Here is a 16,603-nt window from a genome sequence, read left to right as displayed (position 1 = left end):
ACCAATGACGACCAAGACCCTCAGGCAGGTTCTGGGCGAGGCGGAGACCGGCGGCTACGGCGTCGGGGCCTTCAACGTCTCGGACCTGAACCAGGCCGTCGCAGTGCTCGACGCTGCCCAAGCCGAGTCCTCCCCCGTGATCGTGCAGGCAATCGCCGGCATGCACCCCTATCAGGACGAAAGTCGGTGGTGGAAGCAGCTGAGGGCCTTGGTCGACAGCTACCCGGACGTGTCCGTGGCACTCCACCTGGACCATGGTCGGACCCTCGAAGACTGCAGGAGGGCCATCGACACCGGCTTCACCAGCGTCATGATCGACGCCAGCCGGCGCGTCGAGGACGACGAACCCGCCACCCTCGAGGACAACATCCGGCGCACAGCGGAAGTGGTCCAGATCGCCCAGCGCTACGGGGTCAGCACCGAGGGTGAACTCGGAACGGTCGGCGGAGCCGAAGCGGGGCAGGGCGCCAGTTCCGAGGACATCGTCTTCGCCGATCCAGACGAGGCCGCCCACTTCGTCGAGGCCACGGGGGTGGACGCTCTCGCGGTGGCCGTCGGCACCAGCCACGGGGCCGTGAAGTTCACCACTCCCGAGGGCGGTCAGACGCTGCGGATGTCGTTGATCTCGGCCATCAAGGAACGGCTCCCCGAGACGTACCTGGTTCTCCACGGCAGCTCGTCGATCCCCGAGGAGCACGTTCGCACGATCAACGCCCACGGGGGCCGGCTGCCCGACTCCTACGGGGTTTCCGCCCCGCAGAAGCAGGCGGCGATCGCGCATGGGATCCGCAAGATCAACCAGGGCACGGACTCCCACCTCGCCTGGACCGCCGCCCTCCGGGAGTTCCTCGCCAACGAGCCGGCCGTGATGGAACCTAGCGAGGCGATCGCGGTGGCGATGCGCTCGATGCAGGCCATCGTTGCGCTCCGGATGCGTGAGTTCGGCTCGATTGGGAAGAACGGCAGGGGTTGACCCCCACCGCAGGATGAGGGGCGGGCGGCAAGGGCCATGCCCCCGCCCCTCAGTCCCATCTCAGGCGAGGACGACCTCCACGCCGGCATCCCGCACCGCACGGAGCGTCACGGGATCGGCGGCGCTGTCAGTCACCAGCACCGTGACCTCGTCCAGCTTGCAGATGCGGCTGGCCCGGACCAGCCCCAGCTTCGAGGAGTCGGCCACCAGGACGGTACGGGTCGCGTTCTGGATGATCTGGCGCTTGACGTCGGCCTCACCCAGGGAGATGTTCGTGACCCCCGCCGTGACGTCCACACCGTTGCAACCGACGAACGCGATGTCCGCGCGGATCCGGTTCAGGACCGTACCCGCGAGCGGGTCGACCAGGCAGTGGAGCGCCGGGCGCAGGGTCCCGCCGGTCACGATCACGGTGACCCTCGGAATGGCTGCCTCCAGTTCGAGCGCGATGTTGAGGGCGTTGGTGACGACGGTGATGTCGCGCAGCTCGGTCCTCTGGACCAGCGCACGTGCGATCGCCATGGAGGTCGTGCCCGCGTCGATGGCCAGCACCTGGTGGCTCTCCACCAGCCCCGCGGCCGCATGCCCGATCAGTTCCTTCTCCCGTGCGCGTTCCTGCGCGGCCTCGTCGAAACTGGTCTGGTGGCCGTGGACGTAACCGATGCTCATCGCACCGCCATGGACCCGGCGAACAGACTCCTCCTCCGCGAGGGCATCCAGGTCCGCCCGGACCGTGACCTCCGAGATCTCGAAGAGCTTGGCCAAGTCGGTGACAAGCGCAAATCCGCGCTTGTCCACCAGAGAACGCATTCGTGAGCGGCGCGCGGCCGCCGGGAGACCACCGAGGTTGCCGGGCATCTTCAAATCCTATCCCGCGGGCCACGTCCGCCACCCCCGCGGTCCACCTGGCTGGCGCACTTGGCTCCGTCTCCGCTGCGCAATGCGCCACCTTGTTTGGGTGCGCACTTGGCTGGCGAGCTGGGCTCCGCCTGCGGGTGCTGAATGGCACCATCGAACTCGGGCAGCGTAGGATCAGTTTCTCGGCATCGCGTGGTGCAAGCGTCCCAGGATGAGAGGTCAGTGCCCATGACCACAACTGAGAGCAACTCCCCCAGCCAGCCCAGCCTCCAGGACGTCGCCGCCCAGCTGGAGGTCCTCACCGGCAGGTTGCGGGCCGCGGGTGACAAGCCCATGGCCCACGCCGTCGCGGATGCGGCGATGGCGATGGTCCCGGGCGCGACGTGGTGCTCGATCACCATCAGGGAGAAGGGCCGGTACCGCTCGCTGGTGGCCTCGGACGAGCACGCGCTGCGCATCGACCACGTCCAGTACGACGCCGGCACTGGCCCATGTCTGGAGGCGATCGACACCGAGCGCGTCATCGTCGCCGACGACCTCCGCGCGGGCAACCGTTGGCCCGGCTACTCGGGCCCGGCGGCGGACCTGGGTGTGCGCAGCGTGTTCGCGCACCCGCTGCACCTGCTCGACGACGACCGCTCCACCGCCGGCCTGAACCTCTACTCCGACGAGGTGGGCGCGTTCGACTCGGCCACCACTCCGATGACCACGGTGCTGGCCACCTACGCAGCGCTCGGCGTCTCCACCGCCGTCAGCCGCGCCCGCAGCGAGCAACTGGAGAAGGCGCTGCGCACCAACCGCGAGATCGCCATGGCCATGGGCGTGCTGATGAGCGCCCACGGCGTCGACAAGGAGGACGCCTTCGCCCTGCTCCGGCTGGCCAGCCAGACCGCCAACCGGCGGATCTCGGACATCGCCGACGAGGTCATCACCACCAGGCAGCTGCCGCTGGAGCGTCGCCTCCCCTGAGCGGTCACGCGGTCAGGCGTCCCAACGAAGTCGGGGTGTCCGGCGGCTGCTCGCCGTGGGTGAGCCGGACCGCGGCGGCGGCGACGTCGTGCAGGCTGCCACGCCGCGCGAATGTCGCGCGCTGGGTGCTGCTGCCGGTGCCGCCGTCGACGATGCGGGCGACGGCGGTGGCCACGTGATCGGCCTCCCCGGCCTCCTCGAGTTCGGGCGTCACGAAGTCCAGGAGCTGCGCGACCACCTCGGGCGCCGGCAGCTGGGCGCCGCCGTGCGGGGTGCCGAGCGTCTCCGCCAAGCCATGGCGGGCGGCGTGCCAGGACCAGGCCCGAAGCTGGGCGGTGCTGGCCTGCGACGGTGACTCCCCCATCGACCACTGCCGGGCAGCCGCCGTGACCAGCGCCCGGGTCAGGGCCGCGACGGCGGCGGCGTGCTGCGCGTCGAGGCACACGTCGGCGATGCGGACCTCCACCGTCGGGCAGTGGTCGGAGAGGCGGGCGTCGAAGTAGAGCATGCCCGTGTCGATGGCGGCGCCGGCGCGCAGCATGGCGCGGGTGCGGCAGTCGTAGGCGAGCACCGAGCCCAGCACGTCGGAGGGGCCCGCCGTCGGCCAGCGGCTCCAGGACAGGTGCCGGTAGCTGGCGAACTCGGAGTCGCGCCCGAACCAGAACGGCGAGTTGGCGCTCAGCGCCAGCAGCACGTGCAGCCACGGCCGGATCCGGTCCAGCACCTGCACGCCCTCCTGCCGCGAGTCCACCTCCACGTGCACGTGCATGCCGCAGCTGAGCTGCTCGGCGGCGAGCAGGCCGTAGTCGGCGCCGACCTCCCGGGCGCGGTCGCCGTGGGTCAGGCGGGGCGCATCCGGCCACAGCGACGATCCCAGCGCCACCACCCTCGCCCCGTGCTCACGAGCCGCCGCGTCCGCGAGCGCACGACCCTGCCGGATCGCGGCGAGTTGCTGCTCGAATGTCAGCACTGGCGGCCCCGCCACCTCGAGCTGCTCCTGGTGGAGTTCGGACTCCAGTTCGTGCTGGGAGCGGGCCATCCAGCGGTCAAGCAGGCCGCGGGCCACGCCGGCCCCGGAGATGTCGATGGGGCCGCGGCGACGGTGCCGCGTCGCGATCTCCTCCCCGAGCGGGGTGATGGCGAGACTGTCGGCAGCCACCACCAGGAATTCTTCTTCGACGCCGAATCGACGCATGGTCACCTCATCTGGACGGGGACACCAGCGCTGGCGTCCCGACGGACCGTGGAGGCTTTGGGCGCACCGCGGCAGGGGTGAGCCAGCTTCTCGACTCGTAGGGTTCAACAGTACGTGCACCGAGGGTCAGGTGAGGCATGACAAGCAGCGGCTACCTGGCCAATCCCTGCATATGCCGCACTGTCCCCGTGCTGGAACCGGTTTCTGGGTGATCAAACCCATCGAGTGCTCTGATATCAGGGAACTGCGGTGTTCCCGTAACCACGGCCGGGGCCCCGTACCGAAACTGCCCAACAGGACAGCAGAGGTTCGCGGATGGCGGCAGCGACCGCATGCCCGCCCACGGATCCCCGCCGGGAGGGGCGAGCAGGCACACTGCCCTGATATCCGAGCACTCGACGCAGTCGTCGTGCCTGCAAGCGCTCCCAATGGGCACACATTGCGCCATTCGCAGGGAAGACGCCCGGAGACTCACCGGCCATAGACAGGGCGAAGGACACCCAGAGCCCTACCTTGGGCACGTGGGAATCAGCCATCTCTCCGAGGACCAGTTCCAGGCGCTCTACGGACGCTGGGCGCCGCGCACCCCCGCCGACGTCGCCCGGCTCTTCGACGGCTACGACGGACTGTGGTGGGTGGCGGGCGGCTGGGCGCTGGAGGCGTTCACCGGGATCTCGCGCCACCACGACGACATCGACCCGGAAGCCCTGCGCGAACAACTCCCCCTCCTGCAGGCGCACCTGGCGGGCCGGTTCCACATGTGGACGGCCTCCTCAGGCGCGCTCAAGCCGCTGCTGCCCGACGACGAGCCGGTCCTCCCCGACGGCTGCGGCCAGATGTGGTTGCGCCGGGATGCCTCGAACGACTGGGAGTTCGACCTCCTGCTGTCCACCAGCACCACCACCGAGTGGGTCTACAAACGCGACCCCAGCATCCGCATGCCCATCGACGACGCCCTCTGGGAGCGCGACGGCATCCGGTACCTGCAGCCGGAGTTGCAGCTGCTGCTCAAGGCCAAGGGCCTGCGCCCCAAGGACCAGGCTGACTTCGACGCCACCGTCCCCACCTCGATGCCCGACGGCGGACGTGGCTGGCCGACGCCCTCGCCGTCGCGCACCCGGGCCATCCGTGGCTGGCGGCACTGGCCTGACCCGGCCGGTGCGTACGGTTTGCCACCGCTGGGTCAGTTCGCCACCGCTGCAGCGGAAGCAAAGTGACCGAGCGGTGGCGAGATTCCGGGGTGCTGAACCCGGGCCCGAGCAGGCCGCCAACCAGTAGCATTGGCCCCGTCATCCCGGCCGAGGCGAAGGAGCCCGAAATGCGCCCTGACTACGTTCCTACCTCTGCGGTCCACCTGCACCCGTCGATGTTCTCCGACGCCGAGCGCGTGCTCGTCAGCACCGACCACACCCTGGTCAGCACGTTCCGCTACGAGTCGGGCGTGGAGGCGCTGCGCATCACGACGGATCGGACGGAGGTGGTGGTGCTCCCGTACCGCGGACAGCAGGTCTGGCGCTACACCGTCGACGGCGAACCCCTCACCATGGTCACCCACTTCGAGGAGCCGGCCGCCTCCACCACCTTCGGCGAGACCTACGGCGCGTTCCTGCTCCACTGCGGCCTGACGGGCATCGGCCATCCGTCCCCGGAGGACACCCACGCGCACCACGGCGAGCTCCCGAACGGTCGGTTCAATGAGGCCGAACTCCTCCTCGGCGAGGGACCCGATGGCACCTGGGTGGCCGTCACCGGCAGCTTCCGCCACCGCGTCAGCCACGGCATCGACGTCGTGTTCAAGCCGTTCCTCGCCCTCCGCCCGGGCGGCACCGCGCTGGACCTCGACGTCCGCATCACCAACCAGCGCACCAACCCTCTGCGCTACTCCTACCTGTGCCACGTGAACTGGCCCATCTTCGACGGCGCACGCCTGGCCCAGACCGTCCCCCTGGACGCCGAGCACTTCGAACTGGCGCCCGACCCGAACCAGGACGACGAGACCGCCGAGTACACCGCCCGGATGGCCGCCGACCTCGGCGCCGGCGACGTCTTGTCCGAGTCCCAACCCATCGTCCCCGAGTACTGCGCCGTGCTGACCCCCGTCTCCGACGACGACGGCTGGGCACACTTCCTGCAGGTCCGCCCCGACGGTCGGGCCGCGTCGGTCAGTTACGACACGGAGCACCTAACCCATGCCATCCGCTGGGTCTCCAACACCGGCGACGAGCAGGCCGCCGGCTTCTGCCTGCCCTCCACCGCCCACCACCGCGGATTCCTGGCCGCCGAGCGCGACGGCATGGTTCGCGAGATCGACGGACTGGGCAGCATCGAGATGAGTTTCGAGATCGACTTGCTGTCCGAGGCGGACGCCGCCCGCCGGCTGCAGCTGATCGAGCAGGTGCTGGCACTGGAGTGACCCCGCGTCTGGCGCCACTGTCGGGACTCTCCAAGCTGGCGGTCCTCGACCTGAGCGACAACGCCGTGACGCGCGTGGCTCCCCTGGCCGCTGATTACTCCCAGTAGCCCGGGGTCGAGTAGAACGCCATGTTCGGTTGGCGGACGTCGAGGCGACCGTACTGCGCGACGACGCCCACGTCCGAGGACAGCCCGATGGCGTACTGCACCTCCAGCGGGATCTCGTGCCCGCCCATGTCCGAGAGCACGTTGGTGCGCAGGCAGCGAACGGTCTCGGCAGCCACCTCGACGGTGAACCTGTCCGGCGATCCGGTGGTCCAATAGAGGATGACCTCCACCGTCGCCGGCTCGGGGTTGGGGTTGAGGATGATGACTGACTCGTGGCCCTGGAGTTCGCCGTCGCCCGGGGGCGGGAGTTCGGCGTCGGGGAAGAACCACGTCCTGCGGCCGGTCATGAGTTTGCGCCCTTCGAGGCTCGCTGCCGCTCACACCCCAGGGCAACTGGGCTGCCGGTCATGCCGCACGCTCCTGGAGGAGGGCGGGCACGTCCTTCGACTGCATGAACACCGCTCCGGCGTCCTTGAGGCCCTGGATCAGGATGCGCATCTCGTCGATGGCGGCGGGGCCGGTGTTCTTGGTGATGAACTCCTCAGGGATGACCGTGGCCTCGCCGAAGTTGTAGCTGGGCTCCATCGGCCAGAACTCCCACGGGTGGATGTAGAAGCACAAGAATGTGTCGATGCCCTTCTCACCACAGAACTCGTGGAACGCCAGGGAACGCTCCAGCATGTACTGGCCGCCCTTGGTACGGAACAGGGGCCACTGGTCCCGGTCACGCTCCAGACCGGGGTCCTTGGATTCCATCACCATGTCCGCGAAGTTCGGGATCTCCAGCACCTTGGAGTCCCCCTGCTTGGTCCAGTCCTCCCGGTCCGGGTGGTAGGGGCCGAACTGCTCGCGGTAGTAGTACATGGGGTAGGTGAGGTCCGCGACGTAGCCGAGTTCCTCCAGCGCATTGACCACCTCGGTGGACCCCCAGAGCCGCGGGCAGCGGAAGGAGACCGGCCGCACTCCCGTGGCCTGCTCCACCAGTTGCGTGTTCAATTCGATCCGGGGCAGCACCTCGTGCGGCAGGATCGGCTTGGTGCCCGGCAGGTCGAACAGCGGGTCGCCGACGGTCTCGTGCTGGTACGAGTGGGAGCCCACCTCGTGGCCCCGGTCCAGGCACTCCTTCGCCACGTCCGGGTTGTCCCGCGCCGCCTCGCCCGTGAACAGGAACGTGGTGGTCACGTCCAGTTCGTCGAACAGGTCCAGCAGCAGCGGGGTGCCGCCGCGCAGGCCCTCGTAGTACGGGGTGAAGCTACCGACGTCGGTCTCCATGTCGATGCCGATGATGACTGTGATCGGGTTCTGGTTCATTGGTGTTCCTTGATGTTCGGGGGTGGTTTCGACACGCCCCGCTCGCTTCGCTCGCGGGGCTGCTCAACCGACGGTGGAAGGGGTTCGACACCCGCTGCTCAACCAACGGGGTGGGCTCAGGTGGTTTCGCCGAGTTGGAAGGTGGCGTCGAAGCGGTGCAGCGTGTGGGGTGAGTCTCCTGCGATCCCGGCCTGCAGCAGCTCCCACGCCTTGGCGGCGATCTGGTCCAGCGGCTGCACCATGCTGGTGATCACGGGCCGCATGAAGCCGTAGGTGTCCAGGTGGTCGAAGCAGGCGACGGCGAGGTCCCGCGGCACCCGCATCGCCCGGGTCCTCGCCACGCGGATGGTGGCGTAGGCGAGCACGTTGTTCTGGGCGATGATCGCCGTGGGCGGGTCGTCGCGTTCGAGCAGCGCCTTGGCCTTCGCGTAGCCATCGGCGTACTGGAAGTTGGTGCGCGCGATCCAGTCCTGCGGCAGTGACAGCTCGTTGTCCGCGAGGCACTGTTCCATGCCCTCGAGCCGCTCCAGGGCCGACGACTCCCCCGCCGGCCCCACCACCGTCGCGATCCGGGTGTGGCCGCGGTCCACCAGGTGCTGGGTCAGCTCGTAGGATGACTTCACGTTGTCCGCGCCGACGTAGCTGCACTCCGGGCTGCCGGTGGGCAGGTTGTCGACGAACACGATGCGCTGCATGGTGGATTCCGGCAGCTCCCGGTAGGCGTCGCTTCCCGAAGTCGCCACCACCAGACCGTCCACCGTGTGGGAGCGCAGCTGGGACAGGAACGCCTCCTCGCGCTCGGCGTCGTCGCCTATGTCGAACAGGATCGGCGTGTAGCCCTCGAGGCTGACGAGGCGGTCGATCTCCTTGAACAGCAGGGCGTAGAACTCGTTGCTGATGTCCGGGACCACCACTCCCAGGGAATTGGCCGACTGCATCTTCAACGACTTGGCCATCTGGTTGGGGTGGTACTGGACCTTGTCCGCGTAGGCGAGGACCTTCTTCTTGGTGGCTTCGCCGACGCGGCCCTTGTTGTTCAGGACGCGAGAGACCGTCGACTCCGCGATCCCCAGTTCCTGGGCGATGTCACGCAGCGTCGTCACGGATCCAACCTCCCTGGCCACGCAATGACCGTACCGCCTGCCAAGGGCCCTTCCCCTGCGAGTGAGCGACACCGCATGGTCATCGCCGCTTCGAGTTGACGTCGATGATGACCACCGTGATCAGGATGGCGCCCTTGACGATCCACTGGAAGTACGTGTCGATGCCCATCAGCACCATTGCGTTGGAGATGACACCGGTCAGGAAGGCCGCCAGCACCACGCCGAGCACGTTGCCCTTGCCCCCGAACAGCGACGTGCCGCCCAGGACGACGACGGTCATCACGTCGAACAGCATCGCGTCGCCGAGCGTGGCGGAGCCGGACATGGTGCGGGCGGTCAGGCCGATGGACCCGATGGTGGCCAGCAGCGAGCACAGCACGAAGGCGAGCACCCCGATGAACTTCACGTTGATGCCGGAGAGCCGGGCGGCCTCCTTGTTGCCGCCGACGGCGAAGAAGCTGCGCCCCAGCTCCGTGTGCATGGTGAACACGTAGCAGAACACGGTGACGATGATCATCAGGTAGACGGGGACGGGGATGGAGTAGAAGTAGCCCATCCCGAGGTAGTTCAGCCAGCTGGGCAGGCCGCTGATGGGCAGGCCTCGGGAGTACAGGAACGCGATGCCCGTGAGCACGTTCATGGTGACCAGGGTGGCGATGAACGACGGCACATTGCCGTGGATCACCAGCAGCCCGTTCACCAACCCGATGACGACGGCGGTCACCAGGACCAGCGCGAGCGAGGCCCAGATGGAGAATCCGGAGTTGGCGACGAATCCCGCCAGCAGCACCGACTGCAGGCCGATGCTGGACCCGATGGACAGGTCCAGTTCGGCGGTGAGGATCACGAAGAACTGCCCGAGTGCCACGATCGCCAGGAACGAGATCTGGCGGGCGATGTTCATCAGGTTGCCCAGGTCCAGGAAGCGGTCGATCGTGATCGAGCAGATCGCGAACAGGGCGAGGAACAGGAACAGGATCATCCACTCGTTCACGAAGGCCCGGAAGCCGCCTGAGAAGCGCGTGGCCTTGGCTGCGTAGCTGGATGTTGCGGTTGCGGTGCTCACTTCTCGGCTCCCAACAGGCTGGTCATGATTTCGGACTGGTTCTTGCGATCACCCGCGAACTCGTCGCGGATGCGGCCCTCGTAGAGGACGTAGATTCGGTTCGCCAGGCCGAGGAGTTCCTCGATCTCCGGCGAAACGAGGACCACGGACTTGCCCCTCGCGGTGAGCGCCGTGATGAGTTTGTAGATCTCGGACTTGGCCCCGACGTCGATGCCGCGGGTGGGCTCGTCCATCAGGAAGATGTCGGTGTCCGCGATCAGCCACTTGGCGATCACGATCTTCTGCTGGTTGCCGCCCGAGAGCTTGGTGGTGGTCTGCCACAGCGAGTTGTAGCGCAGGTGCAGCTTGTCGAGGGTCTCGTAGGCCTGCTCGAGCTCGGCGCGGTCATCCATGAATACGCCCCACTTCTTGAACTTGCGCATCGACGGCAGCGTGGTGTTCTTGCGGACGTCGAGGGCGTTGTTCAGGCCGAGCCGCTTGCGCTCGTCGGGCACGAACCCGAGCCCGTTGGCGATCGCCTTGCGCGGCGAGGACATCGAGATGCCCCGGCCGTTGACGCTGATGGTTCCCGAAGTGACCTTGTAGTCGCCGAAGATGGCGCGCAGCAGTTCGGTCTTGCCGGCGCCGACGAGGCCCGCGATCCCCACCACCTCGCCGCGCCGGACCGTCAGGTCGACGTCGGTGAAGGCGTCGCTGGTTAGTCCCTCCACCTGCAGCACGACCTCGTCCTGCGGCTCGCTGATCTCCGGGAACACCTGGCTCAGTTCGCGGCCGGCGATGTACTCCACCAGCTTGGGCTTGGTCAGGGTGGCGACGTCGCCGGTCTTCACGTGGCGGCCGTCACGCAGGACCGTGTAGCGGTCGCAGACCTGGAAGATCTCGTCGAGCCGGTGCGAGACGTAGATGATGCCCTTGCCGTCGGCGCGCAGGAGGTTGACGATGCGGAAAATGTTCTCGATGTCGTTCTCCGGCAGCACCGCGGTGAGCTCGTCGAGGATGATGGTCTGCGCGTCCTGGGAGAGCGCCCGTGCCAGCTGCACCAGCTGCTTCTCGGCGGTGCGCAGGTACTTGACCGGTACGTCGAGGTGGATGTCGACGCCGAGGTAGTCGAGCAGTTCCCGCGCCCGCGCCCGCTGGGCGCGACGGTCGATGAACGGTCCCCGCTTCTCGTAGTGGCCCATGTAGATGTTCTCGAGCGCGGTGAGCTCGTCCATGAGCTGGAACTCCTGGTGCACGACGGCGATGCCCAGCCGCTGCGAGGCCCGCGAGTCGTACCCCTTGGGAATCGGCCTGCCGCCCACCAGGATCTCGCCGCGGGTGAGGGTGTTCTCCCCCGCGATGGCCTTGGCCAGCGTCGACTTGCCGGCGCCGTTCTCCCCCACCAGGGCGTGGCACTCGCCGGGGCGCAGGTCGAAGGCGACGTCGTCGAGCGCGACGACGCCGGGGAACTCCATCATGGCGCCCCGCACCTCCACCAGCGGGGTGGCTCCGGCGTCGTCTCCGGTTGCCATGCTGCGCTCCTCTTCTCGGGCCGGGGTGGCGATGCTCATCGGGACTCCTTGTCCGCCAGCCACAGCCAGCCGAGGGCTTCGATGCCGGAGCAGATGATGTCGTCGTCCGGGGACTCCGGGTGCCTGATGTTGTGGATGAGCCGTTTCAGCTCGTGGTAGGGCATCATGCAGCTCCTCACGCCCGTCCAACCCACCGGGTTGACGTCGAAGAACATCTCCTTCGCGATGGCGAAGTCACGTTCGTTGTGGTGCAGCACCTCGTCGAGGAGGGCGTCACTGCGGACCGGGTCGGACTCGCGTTCGTAGGCGAGGGCGGCCAGGACGAGGTCGTAGATGACGCGGTTGCGCCGCTGGGCGTTCTCGAGCCGGTCGAAGTGCTTGGACCAGACCCGGAACCGCGGGTGCTGGTCGAGTTCGTCCCGGATGTCACGGATCTCGGCTAGGAGCGCGTCGTGGCCCTCGATCGCCTGCATGATGCGCGGGATGTCGGCGTCGGTCATTCTGTTGGACTGGAACGGGAACGGCGTGCTGTACAGCGGGATCTGGGACTCGTGGATGGTGAGGATGTCTCGCATCACGCGCAGCACCCGGCCCCCGAGCGCGTCACCGAAGGTGATGGCGCAAACTCGTTGAAAAAACTCGTCCTGCTCCATCCGGGAGCCCCAGCCGTAGTTGCCGTGGGCGAACAGGTGCAGGAACAATCCGTTCCATTCGAAGATGTAGCCGTTGATGCCGTGCACGTCGGCCTCGACGCTGGTGAGGTGCTGTTCGATGTCGCGTTCGATCACCTGCACGTTCGGCTCGTCGTCGTAGCGGATCATGTTGGACTCGAACGTGCGGTAGAGCCTGCCCATGGTTGAGGTGATGGAGTTGGACTCGGAGTCCCGGCCCCAGATGCGTTCCTTGCCGAACGCGGCCACCCACTTCTCGAACTCGGTGGGCGGGACGTAGAGCGCCGGCGCCCAGAACAGGACGACGTCGTCGGGCAGCGCCTCCGCGGTGGCCTGCAGCCAGGCCGGGTCCTTCTCCAGCGGCGGCTGGCGGTAGGCGCGGATTCCGATGATGGCGTCGGGGTTGACGGCGCGCACCTCCTCGCGGATGCGCATCAGCAGTTCGGTGTTGGCCTGGTGCTTCGCCTCCCCGGGCGACGACGCGTGCCTGCCCCAGCGCTCGGTGCAGCGTTCGCAGTTGCAGAACCAGAACCCCTCCTCGGACTCCTCGAGGGTGTAGCCGTCGAAGCCCAGTTCTGCGATGCGGCGCATGGAGGCGAGGATGTAGTTCACCGAGTCCTCGTCGGACAGGCACACGGAGTCGAAGTCGTTGAGGAAGTCCGAGCCGGCGGGTGGGACCATCCGCTTCTCCGGGTGCGCGATGCTCCAGCCGCCGTTGTAGGAGTTGAGGCCCACGTACGCCAGTACCTTCACGCCCATCCGGTGCGCCAGCTCCAGGAATCGGGGCAGGTAGTTGTCCACCACGTTGGGGTGGGAGTAGGCGACGTCGATGAAGCGGCCGTTCTCCTGGTTCCACACCTTGACGGGGATGTTGCTGAAGGTGGTCTCCGGGTACTCGGGGAACTCGAAGGGCCAGTACCCGTACATCACCATGTTGAGCTGGTTGACCTTCTGGTCCACGCACTGGTGCAGGAACTGCTCCCACTCGTCGTAGCCCCACAGCTGCATGTCGAAGCCGATCCGGCCGTAGCCGGCGTACCAGCTGAAGGTGGGGGCGACGGCGCGCACCGGGATGGACGGGTGGTCGACGATGCGGCACGTGGGCAGGTGCAATTCACCGGCCGTCGCCTGGGCGGCCTCCTGCTCGGTGATGAGCTGCTTGAGGGTGGTCAGGCCGTTGACGAGGCCGTCGCGGGTCCTGACGTGCAGCGTCGCTCCACTCTCGTCGATGTCCAGGACATAGCCCTGCGCCTCGAACAGGTCGGGCTTGGCCACATCGGTGGCGCCGCCGTCGCCCTGCCGGATCCGAAGGGGGAACGAGTCCGCTACGGGCTCGTCAGCGAACACCCCGGGGAAGTTCCAGAAGCGTATTCCCGCGAGGGCCAGCACTTCCTCGGCGGGCAGGTCGCCGATGGCCGCCGCCTGGGCGTGCAGTTGGGTGAAAGTACGGGTCAGGGCCCCGCTGTCGGTGAGTTGCTTGGGCTCGGGGAGCATGCGGATCATCGTCGGTTCTACCTTCCAGGGTCGCGGTGAGTCGGGCGGGACTGGGGTCGGATGGCACCGCGTGGGGTGCGGTGCCATCCAAACCGCCGTGGCATCAGCCCAGCCAGGTCCAGTTCTGCCAGTCGTACTCGGAGATGTTGTCCGGGGTGATGGCCTCGGGCTCCGGCAGGTCATAGGTCTCGGGCAGTTCCTCACCCTCGGCCATTGACTGCCACAGGGCATCCATGGCGGTGTAGCCCAGAACGACAGGATCCTGGAGGACCTCGCCGATCCAGGCCTCGTTGCCGTCCTGGATGTGCTGGAGCACCTCCTTGTCACCGGCGATACCGATGAACTTCATCTCGCCGTCACGCCCTGCACCGACGGCCGCGTTGTAGGCACCGATGACCTCGGCGTCATTGTGTCCGGCCACGACGTCAATCGTCGCCTCGCGCTGCAACACGTTCTCCATCAGACTCTGCGCCGAGTTGCGGTCGGCCGCACCCGAGTCACCCTCCTCGAGGATCGTGGCGTTCGGATAGGCCTCCATGACCACGTCACTGAAGCCGTTGAACCTGTCGGCACTGACCTGGCCCGAGGTCGGGACAGTGATGAACAGCAGCGTCGGGTCGTCCTTGCCGAGGGTGTCGAGGTAGTCGACGGCCACCTGGCCCGCGGCCTCGCCGAGCGCCGTCATGTCGTGGCCGACGAAGGTGTTCCACACAGCGTCCTCGGGGTTGTCCGGCTGCTGCGGGTAGTCACCCACCACGAACTGCGTCCCGGTGCGGTTGTTCAGGTCCACCATCGTCGGGATGATGGCCTTTGCGTCCGTCGGGAACACGACGATTCCCTTGGCCCCTGCCGAGACCAGGTTCTCGAGGTTCTCGATGTTGGTCTGGATGTCCTGCTGGGAGTCCTCGAACTGGAACTTCACGTTCGCCTCGGGGTGCTCCTCGCCCCATTGCTCCATGCCTTCCTGGGCTCCGAGGAACCAGGCGTACTGCAGCGTGAAGATGCTGCCGCCGATCAGGGTCTCGTCCTCACCGAAGACGTGTCCGTCACTGGTGCCCTCGGTCTGGTTGTGGTCACCGCCACCGGTGGTCTCGCCGGCCAACGGGTCGTCCGTTGCGCCCGAGCATCCCACCAGCATCATTGCCGCCGACAGCAGGGCTGCGACTGCTCCTGTCTTGATACGCATTTGTCTTGCTCCAATCGGGTTGTTGAACACCGGGTCCGGTTGTCCGGACCCGCATCGGGACGTCGGTGCAGCGCTGCAACGGCGCCTTGTGTGGGGGACTGGGTTGGTGGGTGTGCGGCCCCACATGGATCACTCGTAGAGGTTGGTGGAGTGGGCGCGGCGACCGAGGCCGCGCCCACGTCGAATCAGAAGTCGAGCTCGTAGATGTGGCCGATCTGGTCAGCCAGGAAGTCAACCCCGCCGTCGCGGACGACCACAGGCTTCTCCCAGCGCACACCAAAGTCCGAACCGATCCCGAAGGTGTCGATCTGGAAGGTCATGTTCGGCTTGAGTTCGTACTCAGAGCTGGTCTCCATCCATGGCGCCTCCACCTCGGTGAGACCCAGTCCATGGCACGGGCCGTAGACGTAGGCGTCCTTGCGGCCGGCGTCGATGAACTTCTGCTCGTAGTCACGGGCGATCTCGCCGGAGACACGGCCTGCACGGAGCTCGGCCTCGGTCCACATGTGCATCTCGAGGATGAAGTCCACGATGTCCTTCTTCTCCCCCTCCAGCTTCCCGACCGAGACCGGGATACCGACGGCCGGGCTGTACCCGTCAACGGCGGCGGAGAGGTTCAGCTGGACGATGTCCCCCTTGGAGATGGTGCGGTACGAGGAGCGGGAGATGGCATGCCTGGTGCTGGCCTGGCTGAAGCAGTACTGGGGGAGGCCCTCGTACTCGGCGCCGTTCTCGTACATGGACTTCTGGGCGACGCCGACCAGCTGGAGTTCCGTGATGCCGGGACGGATGGCCGCCACGACGTCCTTGATGGCCAGGTCAGTGATGCGGCCGGCCTCCTTGAGGCAGGCCACCTCCGCGTCGGACTTGACGGAACGAAGCGTCACCATGATGTCGCGGGCGTCCACCAGCTCTGCGTTGGGGAACGCCTCCTGGAGGCCCTGCCAGATGACCACGTTCGTGTCCAGTACGGACGCGACGCCGATGCGCAGGCGGTCCCCGCTGATGCCGAGGTGCTGGAAGACCTCGCCAAACTTCGGGAGCTTGAGGTGGGGGTAGGCGGGGTCCGCCGATTCCCGGTACTCCGCCATTGCGAACACGTCCTCGATGTGACCGGTGTCCTTGGCGAACAGGTCGGACTCAGGTCCGACGAGCAGCGCGCCCTTGCCGTCCGGGTTGAGCAGCACGCCTGCCCGCTCGAACACTGGCCAGAAGCCACTGAAGTAGCGGGTGTTGGCGTAGTCCGCCTCGTTGCCGTTCAACAGCAGGGCATCCAGGCCCTTCTCACGCATCAATTCACCTGCCCGCCTGGCGCGCTCCGCGTACTCATGGGCAGGGATCATTACTCGGTCCATGGTGTTCTCCTTTGACGACCATTCGACGGGTGACGAACATCTACGTCCGCTGCGCAATCGTTTGCGCTATGGAGACGATAAGGGGGGTGGAGGCAACTGTCAATGGGTTTACCAGAAGCATTTGCCCTAGAGGCATCGATTGCGCGTACCCAGACGGCGGTGTCGCCCGGCGAGAGTTCCATAAGGTTCATGGCAACGATCCAACCGGGCCTGCGTTTCGGTTCCGCCGGCGTCAGGTAACGAACGGGGCGGCCGTCGTTGCTGTTGGGTTGCGGCCGGTTACCGATGCGCTACGGCTGGTCACACCGGGCGTCCGGGGTGGGTGTGTGCGTCTGCGCTCCTACCTGACGGCAGGAGCGGACGGCTCCCTCTTCGGTGCTGTCCGCTCCAA

14 protein-coding genes are annotated in these 16,603 nt (G+C 67.1%); 4 read left to right on the top strand and 10 right to left on the bottom strand.

Translation table 11 applies throughout. The annotated features are described in order from the left end of the window. Nucleotides 1–4 precede the first annotated feature (4 nt). Nucleotides 5–973 carry a ketose-bisphosphate aldolase gene (locus ACYU7G_RS06850; protein WP_461106120.1) on the top strand — a complete coding sequence of 323 codons (969 nt, stop codon included), beginning with the start codon at nucleotides 5–7 and terminating at the stop codon, nucleotides 971–973. A 60-nt stretch (nucleotides 974–1,033) separates the two neighbouring features. Here ACYU7G_RS06850 and ACYU7G_RS06845 read toward each other — a convergent pair whose 3' ends face one another. Then, on the bottom strand, nucleotides 1,034–1,831 hold the full coding sequence (locus tag ACYU7G_RS06845; protein WP_461106118.1) for a DeoR/GlpR family DNA-binding transcription regulator: 798 nt from the start codon (nucleotides 1,829–1,831) through the stop codon (nucleotides 1,034–1,036). Nucleotides 1,832–2,059: 228 nt separating this feature from the next. On the opposite strand from ACYU7G_RS06845, the gene ACYU7G_RS06840 reads away from it, so the two are divergent. Then, nucleotides 2,060–2,800 carry a GAF and ANTAR domain-containing protein gene (locus ACYU7G_RS06840; protein ID WP_461106116.1) on the top strand — a complete coding sequence of 247 codons (741 nt, stop codon included), beginning with the start codon at nucleotides 2,060–2,062 and terminating at the stop codon, nucleotides 2,798–2,800. Nucleotides 2,801–2,804: 4 nt separating this feature from the next. Here ACYU7G_RS06840 and ACYU7G_RS06835 read toward each other — a convergent pair whose 3' ends face one another. Next, nucleotides 2,805–3,995, bottom strand: a complete 1,191-nt coding sequence (locus tag ACYU7G_RS06835) for a carboxylate-amine ligase (protein WP_461106114.1) — start codon at nucleotides 3,993–3,995, stop codon at nucleotides 2,805–2,807. A 521-nt stretch (nucleotides 3,996–4,516) separates the two neighbouring features. Between ACYU7G_RS06835 and ACYU7G_RS06830 the strand changes: the two genes are divergently transcribed. Beyond that, the gene (locus ACYU7G_RS06830) at nucleotides 4,517–5,212 is read left to right on the top strand and encodes a hypothetical protein (protein ID WP_461106112.1); all 696 of its coding nucleotides are present in this window, start codon (nucleotides 4,517–4,519) and stop codon (nucleotides 5,210–5,212) included. 101 nt (nucleotides 5,213–5,313) lie between these two features. Further along, entirely contained in the window at nucleotides 5,314–6,408 is a 1,095-nt protein-coding gene (locus ACYU7G_RS06825) for a DUF4432 family protein (protein ID WP_461106110.1), read from the top strand. 94 nt (nucleotides 6,409–6,502) lie between these two features. Here the strand turns inward: ACYU7G_RS06825 and ACYU7G_RS06820 are convergent, their stop codons facing one another. From ACYU7G_RS06820 to ACYU7G_RS06785, 8 genes are all read right to left on the bottom strand, one after another. After that, on the bottom strand, nucleotides 6,503–6,862 hold the full coding sequence (locus tag ACYU7G_RS06820) for a sensory rhodopsin transducer (RefSeq protein ID WP_461106108.1): 360 nt from the start codon (nucleotides 6,860–6,862) through the stop codon (nucleotides 6,503–6,505). A 58-nt stretch (nucleotides 6,863–6,920) separates the two neighbouring features. Next, nucleotides 6,921–7,826: a polysaccharide deacetylase family protein gene (locus ACYU7G_RS06815; RefSeq protein WP_461106106.1), complete on the bottom strand. Its 906-nt coding sequence runs from the start codon at nucleotides 7,824–7,826 to the stop codon at nucleotides 6,921–6,923. 116 nt (nucleotides 7,827–7,942) lie between these two features. Further along, complete coding sequence (locus ACYU7G_RS06810) at nucleotides 7,943–8,950, bottom strand: LacI family DNA-binding transcriptional regulator (RefSeq protein ID WP_461106104.1); 1,008 nt, start codon at nucleotides 8,948–8,950, stop codon at nucleotides 7,943–7,945. Between the two features lie 58 nt (nucleotides 8,951–9,008). After that, a complete protein-coding gene (locus ACYU7G_RS06805; protein WP_461106102.1) occupies nucleotides 9,009–9,995 on the bottom strand; it encodes an ABC transporter permease in 987 nt (328 codons plus the stop codon). After that, entirely contained in the window at nucleotides 9,992–11,545 is a 1,554-nt protein-coding gene (locus ACYU7G_RS06800; RefSeq protein WP_461106100.1) for a sugar ABC transporter ATP-binding protein, read from the bottom strand. The genes ACYU7G_RS06805 and ACYU7G_RS06800 overlap by 4 nt, the downstream gene beginning before the upstream one ends. Then, a complete protein-coding gene (locus tag ACYU7G_RS06795) occupies nucleotides 11,542–13,680 on the bottom strand; it encodes a glycoside hydrolase family 20 zincin-like fold domain-containing protein (protein WP_461106098.1) in 2,139 nt (712 codons plus the stop codon). Before ACYU7G_RS06795 ends, ACYU7G_RS06800 begins: the two co-directional genes overlap by 4 nt. Nucleotides 13,681–13,774: 94 nt before the next feature. Further along, nucleotides 13,775–14,857 carry a sugar ABC transporter substrate-binding protein gene (locus ACYU7G_RS06790; RefSeq protein WP_461106096.1) on the bottom strand — a complete coding sequence of 361 codons (1,083 nt, stop codon included), beginning with the start codon at nucleotides 14,855–14,857 and terminating at the stop codon, nucleotides 13,775–13,777. Between the two features lie 185 nt (nucleotides 14,858–15,042). Then, the gene (locus tag ACYU7G_RS06785; protein WP_461107253.1) at nucleotides 15,043–16,200 is read right to left on the bottom strand and encodes a M24 family metallopeptidase; all 1,158 of its coding nucleotides are present in this window, start codon (nucleotides 16,198–16,200) and stop codon (nucleotides 15,043–15,045) included. Between the last annotated feature and the right edge of the window lie 403 nt (nucleotides 16,201–16,603).

The organism is Tessaracoccus terricola (assembly GCF_054776555.1).
This window is presented reverse-complemented; position numbering and strand designations above follow the sequence as displayed.

What these genes read in the sequence shown, in the direction of transcription:
- ACYU7G_RS06790 (WP_461106096.1), bottom strand. Translation starts at nt 14,857, where the DNA reads ATGCGTATCAAGACAGGAGCAGTCGCAGCCCTGCTGTCGGCGGCAATG.
- ACYU7G_RS06820 (WP_461106108.1), bottom strand. Translation starts at nt 6,862, where the DNA reads ATGACCGGCCGCAGGACGTGGTTCTTCCCCGACGCCGAACTCCCGCCC.
- ACYU7G_RS06815 (WP_461106106.1), bottom strand. Translation starts at nt 7,826, where the DNA reads ATGAACCAGAACCCGATCACAGTCATCATCGGCATCGACATGGAGACC.
- ACYU7G_RS06835 (WP_461106114.1), bottom strand. Translation starts at nt 3,995, where the DNA reads ATGCGTCGATTCGGCGTCGAAGAAGAATTCCTGGTGGTGGCTGCCGAC.
- ACYU7G_RS06800 (WP_461106100.1), bottom strand. Translation starts at nt 11,545, where the DNA reads ATGAGCATCGCCACCCCGGCCCGAGAAGAGGAGCGCAGCATGGCAACC.
- ACYU7G_RS06825 (WP_461106110.1), top strand. Translation starts at nt 5,314, where the DNA reads ATGCGCCCTGACTACGTTCCTACCTCTGCGGTCCACCTGCACCCGTCG.
- ACYU7G_RS06845 (WP_461106118.1), bottom strand. Translation starts at nt 1,831, where the DNA reads ATGCCCGGCAACCTCGGTGGTCTCCCGGCGGCCGCGCGCCGCTCACGA.
- ACYU7G_RS06840 (WP_461106116.1), top strand. Translation starts at nt 2,060, where the DNA reads ATGACCACAACTGAGAGCAACTCCCCCAGCCAGCCCAGCCTCCAGGAC.
- ACYU7G_RS06850 (WP_461106120.1), top strand. Translation starts at nt 5, where the DNA reads ATGACGACCAAGACCCTCAGGCAGGTTCTGGGCGAGGCGGAGACCGGC.
- ACYU7G_RS06795 (WP_461106098.1), bottom strand. Translation starts at nt 13,680, where the DNA reads ATGATCCGCATGCTCCCCGAGCCCAAGCAACTCACCGACAGCGGGGCC.
- ACYU7G_RS06785 (WP_461107253.1), bottom strand. Translation starts at nt 16,200, where the DNA reads ATGATCCCTGCCCATGAGTACGCGGAGCGCGCCAGGCGGGCAGGTGAA.